At 64.0% G+C, this 13,791-nt stretch carries 11 protein-coding genes and 2 pseudogenes; 11 read left to right on the top strand and 2 right to left on the bottom strand.

Going from position 1 to position 13,791, the window contains the following annotated elements; all coding sequences use genetic code 11:
• Positions 1-182: 182 nt before the first annotated feature.
• Positions 183-1,184 carry a GntR family transcriptional regulator gene (locus tag M1B34_RS06150; RefSeq protein WP_123336374.1) on the bottom strand — a complete coding sequence of 334 codons (1,002 nt, stop codon included), beginning with the start codon at positions 1,182-1,184 and terminating at the stop codon, positions 183-185.
• 367 nt (positions 1,185-1,551) lie between these two features.
• Between M1B34_RS06150 and M1B34_RS06145 the strand changes: the two genes are divergently transcribed.
• The 10 genes and pseudogenes from M1B34_RS06145 to M1B34_RS06100 all read left to right on the top strand — a co-directional run bounded on the left by M1B34_RS06145 (position 1,552) and on the right by M1B34_RS06100 (position 11,330).
• Complete coding sequence (locus tag M1B34_RS06145; protein WP_268264672.1) at positions 1,552-2,913, top strand: amidase; 1,362 nt, start codon at positions 1,552-1,554, stop codon at positions 2,911-2,913.
• 48 nt (positions 2,914-2,961) lie between these two features.
• On the top strand, positions 2,962-3,843 hold the full coding sequence (locus M1B34_RS06140; protein ID WP_123336370.1) for a polysaccharide deacetylase family protein: 882 nt from the start codon (positions 2,962-2,964) through the stop codon (positions 3,841-3,843).
• 28 nt (positions 3,844-3,871) lie between these two features.
• A complete protein-coding gene (locus M1B34_RS06135) occupies positions 3,872-5,212 on the top strand; it encodes an MFS transporter (protein WP_123336368.1) in 1,341 nt (446 codons plus the stop codon).
• 12 nt (positions 5,213-5,224) lie between these two features.
• Complete coding sequence (locus tag M1B34_RS06130; protein ID WP_268264671.1) at positions 5,225-5,986, top strand: SDR family NAD(P)-dependent oxidoreductase; 762 nt, start codon at positions 5,225-5,227, stop codon at positions 5,984-5,986.
• A gap of 105 nt (positions 5,987-6,091) precedes the next feature.
• Positions 6,092-6,840, top strand: a pseudogene (locus M1B34_RS06125) (SDR family NAD(P)-dependent oxidoreductase).
• A gap of 13 nt (positions 6,841-6,853) precedes the next feature.
• On the top strand, positions 6,854-7,153 hold the full coding sequence (locus M1B34_RS06120) for a hypothetical protein (RefSeq protein ID WP_123336362.1): 300 nt from the start codon (positions 6,854-6,856) through the stop codon (positions 7,151-7,153).
• Positions 7,150-8,157, top strand: coding sequence for a CobW family GTP-binding protein (locus M1B34_RS06115; protein ID WP_268264670.1), 1,008 nt, complete (start codon positions 7,150-7,152; stop codon positions 8,155-8,157). The genes M1B34_RS06120 and M1B34_RS06115 overlap by 4 nt, the downstream gene beginning before the upstream one ends.
• Positions 8,157-9,367 (top strand): annotated as a pseudogene (locus M1B34_RS06110) (ABC transporter substrate-binding protein). The gene M1B34_RS06115 and the pseudogene M1B34_RS06110 overlap by 1 nt, the downstream one beginning before the upstream one ends.
• A gap of 144 nt (positions 9,368-9,511) precedes the next feature.
• Positions 9,512-10,939 (top strand): MFS transporter, encoded by a 1,428-nt coding sequence (locus M1B34_RS06105; protein ID WP_268264669.1) that lies wholly within the window; start codon positions 9,512-9,514, stop codon positions 10,937-10,939.
• 46 nt (positions 10,940-10,985) lie between these two features.
• Positions 10,986-11,330, top strand: a complete 345-nt coding sequence (locus M1B34_RS06100; RefSeq protein ID WP_268264668.1) for a YegP family protein — start codon at positions 10,986-10,988, stop codon at positions 11,328-11,330.
• A 74-nt stretch (positions 11,331-11,404) separates the two neighbouring features.
• Here the strand turns inward: M1B34_RS06100 and M1B34_RS06095 are convergent, their stop codons facing one another.
• Positions 11,405-12,424, bottom strand: coding sequence for a DUF4917 family protein (locus M1B34_RS06095; RefSeq protein WP_268264667.1), 1,020 nt, complete (start codon positions 12,422-12,424; stop codon positions 11,405-11,407).
• A gap of 156 nt (positions 12,425-12,580) precedes the next feature.
• On the opposite strand from M1B34_RS06095, the gene yiaY reads away from it, so the two are divergent.
• Positions 12,581-13,729, top strand: a complete 1,149-nt coding sequence (gene yiaY, locus M1B34_RS06090) for an L-threonine dehydrogenase (protein ID WP_268264666.1) — start codon at positions 12,581-12,583, stop codon at positions 13,727-13,729.
• Positions 13,730-13,791: the final 62 nt, after the last annotated feature.

Raw genomic sequence — 13,791 nt, 5'->3', positions numbered from 1 at the left:
CGGCTTGCCGGCGATCCGGCCCTGAGCCTGGCGCCGCTCTTGGGGGCGCTATCGCTGGCAAGCCAGCTCCTACAGGCAAACGGCCGCACACGCTGTCGAGTGTATTTTTGTGGGAGCCGGCCCTGAGCCTGGCGCCGCTATGGGGGCGCTATCGCTGGCAAGCCAGCGCCTACAGGGGTGGGTTAGCTGATTTTGCTGAGGAAGGCGGGCAGGGTTTGTTCGGGGACCACGGACAGCACTTTCAGGCGCTGCAACATTCGTTGCCGCGCCCGTTGCAGGTGTTCCTTGAGGTTCAGCGCTGCGGCGTCGAAGGCACCGTGCAACAGCAGTTCGAGGATCAGCCGGTGCTCGGCGAGCATCGCCGGGTCTGCGCCAATCCCCAGCAGGCGATAGAAAATCCGGCTGATGATCATCGGGCTCTGGGCCTGGCGAATCAGTGCCGCCATCTTGCGGTTCTGCAAGCCGCTCAGGCAGTGCTGGTGCAGGTCTTCTTCGATCCGTTCGATGTCTTCCAGGCTGCAATGTTCGGCCTGTTGCGCCTCGCTCACCCGCTCCAGCATCGCCTCCAGTACCTCGCGGCTCAGCCCCGGAGCGCTCTGGCGCAACGCCTCGGGCTCCAGGCAGGCGCGCAGTTCGTAGTCCTCGGTGACTTCGCGGGCGGTCAGCGGCCCGGCCAGCCACTGCGAGTACGGTTCCTTTTCCACCAGGCCACGATCACGCAGGCGCATCAGCGCTTCGCGCACCACCGCGCGGCTGACCCCGTAATGCTCGGCGGCAGCCTGCTCGTCGAGGCGGTAATGGCCGAAGGCAATGCAGGTCGACAGCGCGCTGCCGATTTCTTCGTAGATCCGTTCCCCCAATGGCCGGGTATCCACCAGCTCGTCGCCACTGTCCAGGCCCAGGTGGGCATGGCTTAGAGGCAGGCGCAGCGGCTCAATGGCCAGGCCTTCTGGGTTGATCAGGTAACCGCGGCCATCGAAACGGCTGATCAGGCCTTCGTCGTGCAGCAGGTTGAGGGCCTTGCGCACCGGTACCCGGCTGGTGCCGAACAGCTCGGCCAGGGGCGCTTCCAGCAAGACCAGGCCTTGCAGGGCGGTGCCCTGGATGATCGCGTCCCGTAATACCTGACGGATCATCGCGTAGCGCGACGCGGTGCGCGGGTCCTCGGCTGAGACTGCTTTCATCGGTTCCTCTGGGGCTTTTCGGCGGTGGCCGGGGATTCTCTCACAGTTGTCCGGTGTCACTGCGGGCCACGTTTTCATGCCCTGTCGTGGGGCTTGCTGGCGCGGGAGTGTTACCTTTTTGCACTAAAATGTACCTTTTATTGAAAGATACATTATTTAAAGTCAGACCTTTCTGACGAACCCTTCAGATTTTCGCTGCATTGCTGGCGTCCTGCTTCAACCTATCTATCCCGCTATTCCTGAACAAATCCGTCCTGTCTTGCCCTGGCTGAAGAAGTCGGAGGCGCGATCTATGGCACGGATTCTGCTCTGTATAAAATGTACATTTTAATATTTGGTACGTTTTATTGGTTTCCGGAGTTGCCCCATGAACCCTTACCCATCGCTCGATGCCACGGCTTTGGCCAGTGCTTTTGCCGAACGGCGCAGCGACCCGGTCCAGGTGCTGGAACATGCACTGGAGCAGGCCGCCCGGTCCGAGCATGTGTTCATCAGCCTGTGTTCGGCCCGAGCCCGCCGCGAAGCCGAGGCCGCCGCTGCGCGCTGGCGCGATGGGCAGCCCTTGAGCCTGTTCGACGGCGTGCCACTGGCCTGGAAAGACCTGTTCGACGTCGCCGGCAGTGTCACCACCGCCGCCGCTGAGGTTCGCCGTGACGCGCCGCCGGCGCTGCTCGATGCTCACTGTGTGGGGCGCTTGAGCCGGGCCGGAATGGTCAGTGTGGGCAAGACCAACCTCAGTGAGTTCGCCTATTCCGGGTTGGGCCTGAACCCGCACTTCGGCACCCCGATCAACCCCCACAGCGACGCGCAGCCGCGTATCCCCGGTGGCTCGTCGGCCGGTTCCGCCGTCGCGGTGGCGACCGGCATCGTACCGATCGCCATGGGTACCGACACCGCCGGTTCGATTCGCATCCCGGCGGCCTTTAACGGTCTGGTGGGGTTTCGCAGCAGTTCGCGGCGCTACAGTCGGGATGGTGTGTTCCCTCTGGCCCACAGCCTCGACAGCCTCGGTCCGCTGACTCGCAGCGTGCGTGATGCCTGGTTGATCGATGAGTTGCTGCATGGCCATGACCCGCGCCAGGCGCCGCCGGTGCGCAGCCTGGCGGGGCAACGGTTCCGGGTCGACAGCGCGTTGTTGGACGACCCGCGGGTCGAGCCTGCGGTGCGGGGCAACCTGATGCAGGCCATTGAGCGTCTGCGGGACGCCGGGGCGCTGCTGGACTTGCAGCCGCTGGCGAGCTGGCAGGCCACCCTGCAATTGATTCAGGACCACGGCTGGCTGGGCGCCGCGGAAGCCTGCGCCCTGCACCAGCCGTTGCTCGACAGTGCCGAGGCCCAGCGCCTCGATCCTCGGGTACGGCGGCGCCTGGAAGCCGCGCGGCAGATGCCCGCGAGTCAACTGCTCAAGCTGTACGAGGCTCGCCTGCTGTTGCAGCAGCGGGTGCTGGACGAGTTGGACGGCGCGCTGTTGATCACGCCCACCGTGGCCCATGTGGCGCCGCCATTGGCGCCCCTGGAGCACGACGACGAGCTGTTTGCCCGGACCAACCTGGCCACCCTGCGCCTGACCATGCCCGGCAGTTTTCTCGACATGCCCGGCGTGGCCCTGCCCAGCGGCCGTGATGCCCAGGGCTTGCCCACCGGGTTGCTGCTGAGCCTGCCCCAGGGCGAGGACGCGCGCGTGCTGCGGGCCGCGCTGTCGGTGGAGGCGGCGCTGCTGCGCGATTGAGTTTCCGAACACCTTGTTCCATCAACACGTAACCATTGGAGGCCGCTCATGGCTAAAGAAATTCTTTGTGCATTTGGTGTCGACGTGGACGCTGTGGCCGGCTGGCTCGGCTCCTACGGCGGTGAAGATTCCCCGGACGACATCTCCCGCGGTCTGTTCGCCGGCGAGATTGGTGCGCCGCGCCTGCTCAAACTGTTCGAACGTTACGGCCTGCGCACCACCTGGTTTATTCCGGGCCACTCGATGGAAACCTTCCCCGAGCAGATGAAGGCCGTGGCCGATGCCGGGCATGAAATCGGCGTGCATGGCTACAGCCACGAAAACCCGATTGCAATGACCGCCGAACAGGAAGAAATCGTCCTCGATAAATCCATCGAGCTGATCACCCAGGTCACCGGCAAGCGCCCCACCGGCTACGTCGCGCCCTGGTGGGAATTCAGCAAGGTGACCAACGAGCTGCTGTTGAAAAAGGGCATCAAGTACGACCACAGCCTGATGCACAACGACTTCCACCCGTACTACGTGCGGGTCGGCGACAGCTGGACCAAGATCGACTATAGCCAGCACCCCGACACCTGGATGAAACCCCTGGTGCGCGGCCAGGAAACTGACCTGGTGGAGATCCCGGCCAACTGGTACCTGGATGACCTGCCGCCGATGATGTTCATCAAGAAGGCCCCCAACAGCCACGGTTTCGTCAACCCGCGTCACCTGGAAGAAATGTGGCGCGACCAGTTCGACTGGGTCTACCGCGAGCACGAGCATGCGGTGTTCACCATGACCATCCACCCCGACGTGTCTGGCCGTCCGCAAGTGCTGCTGATGCTCGAGCGCTTGATCGAGCACATCCAGAGCCATGCCGGCGTGCGCTTCGTCACCTTCGACGAGATCGCCGACGACTTTATCCGCCGTACCCCACGTAACCGCTGATCACCGCTACCTTATCGAGGCGCGATTCATGTCTATCTATAACAAGCTTGACCTGACTGGCTGGAAACCACAGCAGTTGACCCCGGCCCAAGTGCGCTTTGCCACCTGGATCGCGTTTTTCGCCTGGGTGTTTGCGGTGTACGACTTCATTCTGTTTGGCACCTTGCTGCCGGAAATCGGCCGGCACTTCGGCTGGGGCGAGGTCGAGCAGGCCGAAATCGCCACCTGGGTCGCGGTCGGCACCGCCGTCGTGGCCCTGGCCATCGGCCCGTTGGTGGACAAGCTGGGCCGGCGCATGGGGATCATCTTCACCGTCAGCGGCTCGGCCATCTGCTCGGCGCTCACCGCCATCGGCGGGGCCTGGGGCAAGTCGCCGCTGATCCTGATTCGTTCCCTGGGCGGTTTGGGTTACGCCGAGGAGACAGTCAACGCCACCTACCTCAGCGAACTGTACGCGGCTTCCGATGACCCGAAACTGGCCAAGCGCCGGGGCTTCATCTACAGCCTGGTGCAGGGCGGCTGGCCGGTCGGTGCGTTGATTGCCGCCGGCTTGACCGCAGTGCTGCTGCCAATCATCGGCTGGCAGGGCTGTTTCATCTTTGCCGCGATCCCGGCGATCGTCATCGCGATCATGGCGCGCAAGCTCAAGGAGAGCCCGCAGTTCCAGATTCACCAGCGCATCACCCAACTGCGTAAAAGCGGCGCGGTCAGTGAAGCGCAAGCGGTGGCCACCACCTACGGCGTGGACTACGACGAACACAGCAAGGCCGGCCTGGCGGCGGCCTTCCGTGGCCCGGCGCGGCGCGCGACCCTGGTGATCGGCGCGGCGATCCTGCTCAATTGGGCGGCGATCCAGGTGTTCAGCGTGCTCGGCACGTCGGTGATCGTCAGCGTGCACCACATCTCGTTCGAGAACTCGCTGATCATCCTGGTGCTCTCCAACCTGGTGGGTTACTGCGGTTACCTGAGCCACGGCTGGATGGGCGACAAGATCGGCCGGCGCAACGTGATCGGCCTGGGCTGGATGCTTGGCGGCCTGTCGTTTGCCGGCATGCTTTACGGCCCGAGCAATATGCCAATGGTGGTTGGCCTTTACAGCCTGGGCCTGTTCTTCCTGATCGGCCCGTACTCGGCGGCGCTGTTCTTTATCAGCGAAAGCTTCCCCACCAGCATCCGCGCCACCGGCGGCGCGATCATCCATGCCATGGGCCCGATCGGCGCAGTGGTTGCCGGTTTCGGTGCCACCCAGGTGCTGTCCGCCGGTGGCGATTGGCAGACGTCGGCCCTGTACTTCGGCGCGCTGCCTTGCTTCCTGTCGGGCGCCTTGATGTTCGCTGCCCGCCATGTTCGTCCTGAAACCGTGAAATAAGGATTGCCGGTCATGACCCTTAAAGTTGCTTTGATTACCGGTGCCGCCAGCGGCATCGGCCAGGCCCTGGCTGTGGCCTATGCCCAGCGTGGCGTGGCGGTGGCCGGCGGGTATTTCCCGGCCGACCCCCATGATCCGCAAACCACCCGCAGCCTGGTGGAAGCGGTGGGCGGCCAGTGCCTGATGTTGCCGTTGGACGTCACCGACACGCGTTCGGTGGATGCCCTGGCCGAGCAGGCGTTCCACACCTTCGGCCGCCTGGATTACGCCGTGGCCAATGCCGGTTTGCTGCGCCGTGCGCCGCTTCTGGAGATGACCGACGAGGCCTGGAACGCCATGCTCGACGTCGACCTCACCGGGGTGATGCGCACCTTCCGCGCGGCTGTGCGCTACATGGGGGACGGCGGTGCCCTGGTGGCGATCTCGTCGATTGCCGGCGGTGTCTATGGCTGGCAGGACCATGCCCACTACGCCGCTGCCAAGGCCGGCGTGCCCGGGCTGTGCCGCTCGCTGGCGGTGGAACTGGCGGGGCAGGGGATTCGCTGCAACGCGGTGATTCCGGGGTTGATCGAAACCCCGCAATCCCTGGACAGCCAAAACTCTCTGGGCCCCGAGGGCCTGGCCAAGGCGGCCAAGGCGATCCCCCTGGGACGGGTCGGGCGTGCGGATGAAGTGGCGTCACTGGTGCGCTTTCTCACCAGCGACGAGTCCAGCTACCTGACCGGGCAGAGCATCATTATCGACGGCGGCCTGACTGTGCGCTGGCCTGACTAACCTCATCGCCTTTTGTTGGGTCCGGCTTGCCGGCGATGGCGTCCAGGGGATTGTCATCGCCAGCGAGCCGGCTCCTACAGGGGCCAATATTCAAAGGAGTCTTGTATGCCACAACTGGCTAATCGCCGCGCCGTGATCACCGGCGCCGGCAGCGGTATCGGCGCCGCCATCGCCCGGGCTTACGCCGTGGAGGGGGCGCGCCTGCTACTGGCCGACCGCGACCCCGCGCGCCTTGCCGAGAGCGCCCAAGCCTGCCGTGACCTGGGCGCCGAAGTCGTCGAATGCGTGGCTGATGTCGGCACCGTTGAAGGCGCCCAGGCGGGGGTCGATGCCTGTGTCGAACACTTCGGCGGCATCGACATCCTGGTGAACAACGCCGGCATGCTGACCCAGGCGCGCTGTGTTGATCTGAGCATCGAAATGTGGAACGACATGTTGCGGGTCGACCTCACCAGCGTCTTTGTCGCCAGCCAGCGCGCCTTGCCACACATGTTGGCCCAGCGTTGGGGACGGATCATCAACGTCGCCTCGCAACTGGGCATCAAGGGCGGCGCCGAGCTGACCCATTACGCGGCGGCCAAGGCCGGGGTGATTGGTTTTACCAATCCCTGGCCCTGGAAGTGGCCAAGGACAATGTGTTGGTCAATGCCATCGCCCCTGGGCCGATCGAGACGCCGTTGGTGGCAGGCATCAGCAGCGCCTGGAAAGTCGCCAAGGCTGCCGAGCTGCCCCTGGGGCGTTTCGGCCTGGCCGATGAAGTGGCGCCCACGGCAGTGCTGCTGGCCAGCGAGCCTGGGGGCAACCTGTTTGTCGGTCAGACCCTGGGCCCGAACTCCGGCGACGTCATGCCATGAAGGAGGACTGAACATGTGCGGGCTCTGCGGGCTGCTGGGTGAGGATGTGCATTGGAGCGATCCGTTGGGCGATGAATGGCCCCGGCGCCGGGAGCGCTTGCGCCGGATCGCCGCGATCAACCGGGTACTGGCGCCGTTCCGACTCAAGGTCGAGGACGTGCATGGCGCTTCCTATCTGCTGCTTGGCGCCACCGGCCGCCAGGAACTGGCCAGTAGCCTGGAGCAACTCTGGGGTCAGGCCGAGTCGATGCTCGGGCGGCCGTTGGACCCTTTGGATCCGCAGATCCTCAGCCATCTGGAGCACGGTTTATGAGCATTGCCCTGAACGTCATCACCGGGTTTCTCGGCAGCGGCAAGACCACCTTGCTCAACCGTTTGCTGCAAGGTGAAAGCCTGGGGGACACGGCACTGCTGATCAATGAATTCGGCGATGTCGGCATCGACCACTTGCTGGTGGAAGAGGTGGCACCGGACACGGTGTTGCTGCCCAGTGGCTGTGTCTGTTGTTCGATTCGCGGTGAGCTGAAAGACGCCTTGCTTGGGCTTTTGGCGCGCCGCAGTCGGGGCGAGATTCCGCCCTTTCGCCGGTTGATCCTGGAGACCACGGGCCTGGCCGATCCGGCGCCGATCCTCGCCACCCTGAACAACGATCCGCAGTTGCGTGGGCGGGTGCACATCGGCTTGGTGGTGACCCTGGTGGATGCCCGCCACGCCGAGTTGCAGGAGCGGCTCCACCCCGAATGGCTGGCCCAGGTGGCTGCCGCGGATCGCCTGTTGTTAAGCAAGACCGACTGCGTGGACGCCAGCGCCCAGGCCCGTTTACGTGAGCGCTTGCAGGCGCTGAACCCCGGCGCGCCGCTGTTGCTGACCCAGGCGGTACAAAGCGGCGATCAGTTGCTGTTGGGGGAGGGTTTGCGCAGCGCCACGCCGGACCGGGAGGTGGCGCGCTGGCAGTTGCATCGGCCACAGGAACAGGCCGCCAGCCAGCACGGCGCGGCGCAAGTCTGCTGCCTGGAGTTCGATCGGCCCCTGGACTGGGTCGGCTTCGGAGTCTGGCTGTCGATGCTGCTAAGATGCCACGGCGAACGCATTCTCCGCGTCAAAGGACTGCTCAACGTGAACGCCAGTCAGGCCCCCATCGTTATCCATGGCGTGCAGCATTGCCTGCATGCTCCCGTGCATCTTTCCCAGTGGCCCGGTCATGATCGGCGCTCGCGACTGGTGTTTATCCTGCGGGGGTTGTCGCCCGAGCAATTGCGTCATTCCTTCGAGGTCTTCGCCCGCAGCTTTGCCCCGGCCAGCGGGGAGTGTGCCTGATGGCGCCAACCCAACCGATCACTTTGCGTGTCCTCGGCACTTCGGTCACCTTGCTTGAATCCCTGCGCCTGCGGGCCGAGCAGGAGCTGGGCATTCGCCTGGTCTATCAAGTCCACGATGTGGAACAGGCGCAGCGCATCGCGGTGATGCAACCGGACAGCTACGACCTCTACGACCAGTGGTTTCACAACGTCGATTTTGTCTGGCCGCCCGGGCCATCCAGCCCATCGACACCCGGCGCATTGCCCTGTGGCATGAAATCAACGACCTGCCCAAACGCGGACGGTTGTCGGCCAACGACCGCCTGGGCAGTGGCAGCGTACCCAGCGAGCGGCTGTTCGTGCAGCACGACGGCAGCCTCGGCAGTACGGTCAGCGAGCGCATCAGCATGTTGCCCCTGACCCACAATGCCGACAGTTTTGCCTATCGCCCGGAGCGCCTGCCGGCCGGGTTTTCCAGTGCCAACGAAAGCTGGGGCTGGTTGCTCGACCCGGCCTGGAGCGGGCGCATCGCCTTGCAAAGCGATGCGGCGATCGGCGCTCTGGACGCGGCCCTGGCCACCCAAGGCAGTGGGCTGGCGTCGTTCAAGGACATCGGCAACCTGTGCATCGAAGAGATCGACAGCCTGGCCGAGATCCTGGTGCGTAAACAGCGCGAGGGGCATTTCGCGGCATTCTGGTCGGACGATGAAGAAGCCGCACAGCTGATGCTCAGCCCGAGCATCGATATTCAGAGTCTATGGTCGCCGACCCTGATGCGCCTGCATCGGGCCGGGGTCAAATACCGCCTGGCTGTGCCCCGCGAGGGTTATCGCGCCTGGTTCGGCGGCTTGTCGCTGTCGCGCCATGCCCAGGGCCCGGTGCTGGACGCGGCCTACGCCTACCTCAACTGGTGGCTGTCGGGCTGGCCCGGCGCGGTGATGGCGCGCCAGGGCTATTACATCGGCAACCCGGCGCGCAGCCGCGACCACCTGAGCAGTGCCGAATGGGATTACTGGTACGCCGGCAAGCCAGCCCGGGAAGAGCTGCTGGGCAGCGATGGCGAACCGCTGATCGATCGGGGCGAAACCCGCGATGGCGGCTCCTATGAGCAGCGCATGGGGCACATCGCGGTGTGGAACTCGGTGATGGATGAGCACAATTACCTGGTGCGGCGTTGGGGGGATTTCCTGCGGGCTGGGGCCAAGGGCGTTGGACGGGGCAAGGGCTGATACAGGCCTTTGCATACGTTTTTAAGTTTGGCGTTTAGAGGCAAAGGGTATTTCACAGGCTCTTGTCGGCTGCATAAGGTGACGCCCAGGTGGCGGCGTTTGCCGTCAAACCAGGGTTTATCTGGGGCTGACAAGGGAGTGTCCATGGGGGTTTTGACGCAACAGCAACGCAAGCACTGGGCGTTGTTCGGCGTGAGTATTGCCAGTTTTCTCGGCTGTGTGGATTTCACCATCGTCAACACCGCACTGCCTTCGTTGCAGGCGTCCCTGGGCGTTTCGGTGGACAGCCTGCAATGGGTGATCAACGGTTTTATCCTGGCTCTGTCCAGCTTCATGGTGTTGGTGGGGCGCCTGGCCGACCTGCATGGCCGCAAGCGCGTGTTGTTTATCGGCCTCAGTGTCTTTGGCCTAGCGTCCCTGGGCGCCGGGCTGGCCAGCCAGATCCAGTGGCTGATCGTCGCCCGGGTCTTCCAGGGCCTGGCCTGTGCGGTGCTCTACACCGCCTCGGGGGCCATTGTCGCCAGCACCTTTGACAGCGCAGAACAAGGCAAGGCCTTTGGCGTGCTGTTCGGGGTCAATGGCGTGGGCCTGGCCTTCGGCCCGGTGCTGGGCGGGGTGATCACCAGCGCTTTCGGCTGGCCGTGGATTTTCCTGATCAATGTGCCCTTTGTGTTGTTGAGCCTGGCCATCTGCAGCTTCAGCGTCGATGAGTCCCGTGCGGCGCAGGCGAGTGCCCGGCTGGACGGGCTGGGGGTGATCCTGCTGCTGATTGGCCTGCCGAGCCTGGTGCTGGTGATCGTCCAGGGCGCGGCCTGGGGTTGGACCGCGTTGCCGACCCTGGCCCTGGGCGCGCTGGCCTTGTTGGCCCTGGCAGGGTTTGTCCGGGTCGAACAGCGCGTCGTAGCCCCCATCATCGATCTGCATTTGTTTGCCAACCGGCGCTTTGTCGCCGGCGTCGTGGCCAGTTTCGGCCTGGCGCTGTTCTATTGCGTGGCGTTTTTCGTCATGCCCCTGTACCTCGCCCTGATACGTGGCGCCAGCGTGCAAGAGGCCGGATTGCTGTTGTTGCCCACCACCCTCGGTGTGGCGCTGCTCTCGCCGTGGGTGGGGCGTTGGGTGGATCGCCAGGGGCCGGCTTTGTTGATCAAGACCGGGTTGCTGTTGTTTGTCCTTTCAGCGCTGCTGCAGGTCGGCTTCGATCGTCAGACTTCCTTGGCCTACCTGCTGCTCGCCTTTGTGCTGATGGGCCTGGGCTGGGCCAGCATCCTCGGCCCCTCGACGGTGCTGGGGATGTCTTCGGTGCCCGAGGACGTGGGTTCAGTGGCCATGGGCTCGCTGATGACCTTGCACAATGTCGGCGGCGGCCTGGGTCTGGCCCTGGGGGTGGGGTTGTACCACCACTTCTCCGCCACCCCGGTGGACGATATCCAGGGCGCCTTTCTCAACGGTTATCGGGCGGTGATGGGTTTCCTGGCCTTGGCTTCGCTGGCGGCCTGGGCCTCGGTCAGCCTACTGCTCAGGGGCGTACCGGGTGCCGTGGCCCAGGTGGCTAAACCGCCCACAGCGTCTTAACTGTCAAAGCGCACGCAATACCCGATCAACCCACAGGAGTTACATCATGTCTGGATGGTACGAGTTGAAAAAAAGCAGCACGGGCCAGTTCCGCTTTGTGCTCAAGGCGGCCAATGCCGAGACCATTCTCACCAGCGAGTTGTACGACACCCGCAGCAGCGCCGAGAACGGCATCGCCTCGGTGCAGGCCAACAGCCCGCTGGACGAGCGTTATGAGAAGAAAACCACCAAGGACGGCCACCCGTACTTCAACCTCAAGGCCGGCAATCATCAGGTGATCGGCAGCAGCGAGTCGTACACCTCGGACGCCGCCCGTGACAAAGGCATCGTCAGCGTCAAGGCCAATGGCCCGAGCACCCAGGTCAAGGACAAGACCGCTCCGGCGCTCTGACGCTGGCCTTGGCGGCCCCGTGAAAACAGGCACCACCGGCGTGGTGCCTTGCAGCAGAGGCTCAGGGCGCCCGATCAGCGTTCGACTGGCACCGCCAGGTCCGCACGGCCCAGGGCGTGGCTCTTGGCATCAAAGAAATGCAGGGTCATGTCCAGGCCCGCGAACAGCTTCGCGTAATGGCGTTTCTGGTGCTGGATAAAGGCCGCGTTGCGCGGGGTGATGGAGATGGCCAGGGTCTTGGTCGGCGCCTGGCGAATCGCTTGCACCAGGTGGCTGTCCTGTTCCCCCAGGTGGTGGCCGAAGATGCACAGGGCATCGCGGTGCTCCAGCAGTTGCTGGTGGCAGAACGACAGGTAGTCGGAGCTGCGAATGGTCTTGAGCTTGTCCGCCACCGGGCCTTCGCTGACGAACAGCGGCACGTCGTCCAGGGTCTTCAGGGTGTTATTGATGGCAAAACTGCCCAGCAGGGTGCCTTCAATGGAGCTCAGCTTGCGCGCGCTGCCGTCCAGGTTGCGCACCAGATGCAGGCCGCCGTGCAGGTAGAGCATACGGGTCTTGTCGGTGTGGCTGGCGGCGATCTCGAAGCGCCCATCCTCGCCCTCGAACAGGTCGCTGATGGACCCGCCTTCCTGCTGGATCGCCCAGTGGTTGAGCAGGTCGTAGTTGCTGCTGAACACCGTGCGGTACTGGCTCAGTTCCTGGCCGATCCGCGCCAGGCTGGCGGTATCCACCAGGCGCCAGGGAATGTGCACCGCGTGCACCGTGTTGATCAGCGCTTCCTTGATTGCGTAGTAGCGGTTGCGCGGTGCCGCCGAGCTGACGGCCAGGGCCTTGTTGACCCGGCTGGTGGTTTTCAGTGCGCCGAGCACCTGTTCGAAACTGCGGGTTTGCAGGGCGTCGAACACCGCAAGTTCCGATGGACTGAGGGGCTTCTCCTCGACAGTGCGGGCGTTCTCGAACAGCGAGTCATAGGCGAAGTCCTCCCAGATGGCGCGGCTGGCGCCATTGCCGATCAGCAGACCGGCAATCGGCAGGCGGGTGCGCAAGGCCGTCCAGTCTTCAAGGCTGGCATCAAATTCCTGGAAATCCGTCATCGCGTGTTGTCGTCTCAAGGCAGAGGGTTGCAGGGCGCAGACTTTATCACGACAGACCCTTGAGCCAGATCAAGATCGAGGCTGACTGATGGGTCGATCCTGTGCGCGTTTGCTGAATCGGCCTCGCAGATTCGGCGTCAGCCAAGAGGATTTTCCATGAGCAGCACCTTCTTTATTCCCGCCGTCAACATCATGGGCAACGGCTGTCTCGACGAGGCGATGATCGCGATCCGCAACTACGGGTTCCGCAAGGCGCTGATTGTCACCGACGCCGGGCTGGCCAAGGCTGGGGTAGCGAGCATGGTGGCCGAAAAGCTGGCCATGCAGGACATCGACAGCCTGGTATTCGACGGCGCCAAACCCAACCCGAGCATCGACAACGTCGAGCAGGGCCTGGCGAAGTTGCAGCAAGGCCAGTGCGACTTCGTGATTTCCTTGGGCGGCGGTTCGCCCCACGACTGCGCCAAGGGCATTGCCCTGTGTGCCACCAACGGCGGGCATATCCGCGACTACGAAGGCGTCGACCGCTCCAGCAAACCCCAACTGCCGCTGATCGCCATCAACACCACCGCCGGCACTGCCAGCGAGATGACCCGTTTTTGCATCATCACCGACGAATCGCGCCACGTGAAAATGGCCATTGTCGATCGCAACGTCACGCCCCTGCTGTCGGTCAACGACCCGGCTCTGATGGTCGCCATGCCCAAGGGACTGACCGCCGCCACCGGCATGGACGCCTTGACCCATGCGATCGAGGCCTACGTGTCCACGGCGGCCAACCCGATCACCGATGCCTGTGCGATAAAGGCCATTGGCATGATCAGCAACAACCTGCGGGAAGCCGTACGTGATGGCAGCGACCTGGTGGCGCGGGAAAACATGGCGTATGCGCAGTTCCTGGCGGGCATGGCGTTCAACAATGCGTCCCTGGGGTTTGTGCACGCTATGGCGCACCAGTTGGGCGGTTTTTATGACCTGCCCCACGGCGTGTGCAACGCCGTGCTGCTGCCCCATGTGCAGAGTTTCAACGCGATGGTGTGTGCCGATCGGTTGACGGACGTGGCCCATGCCATGGGCGCCGACATTCGCGGCTTCAGCCCGGAAGAGGGCGCGCAAGCGGCGATCACCGCCATTCGTACCTTGGCCAAGGACGTGGAGATTCCCGCCGGGTTGCGTGAACTGGGTGCCAAGCTGCAGGACATTCCGATCCTGGCCACCAACGCGTTGAAGGACGCGTGTGGCTTGACCAACCCACGGGCGGCGGATCAGCGGCAGATTGAAGAGATTTTCCGCAGCGCGTTTTAACCGCTCGCCTTCTGGCGCTGTCACGGGTTGGTCAGTCACAGCGTAAACTTTCCCCAATCAAG

The sequence above is a fragment of the Pseudomonas morbosilactucae genome (assembly GCF_023241715.1).
In the GTDB taxonomy this organism is placed as follows: Bacteria; Pseudomonadota; Gammaproteobacteria; order Pseudomonadales; family Pseudomonadaceae; genus Aquipseudomonas; species Aquipseudomonas morbosilactucae.
This window is presented reverse-complemented; position numbering and strand designations above follow the sequence as displayed.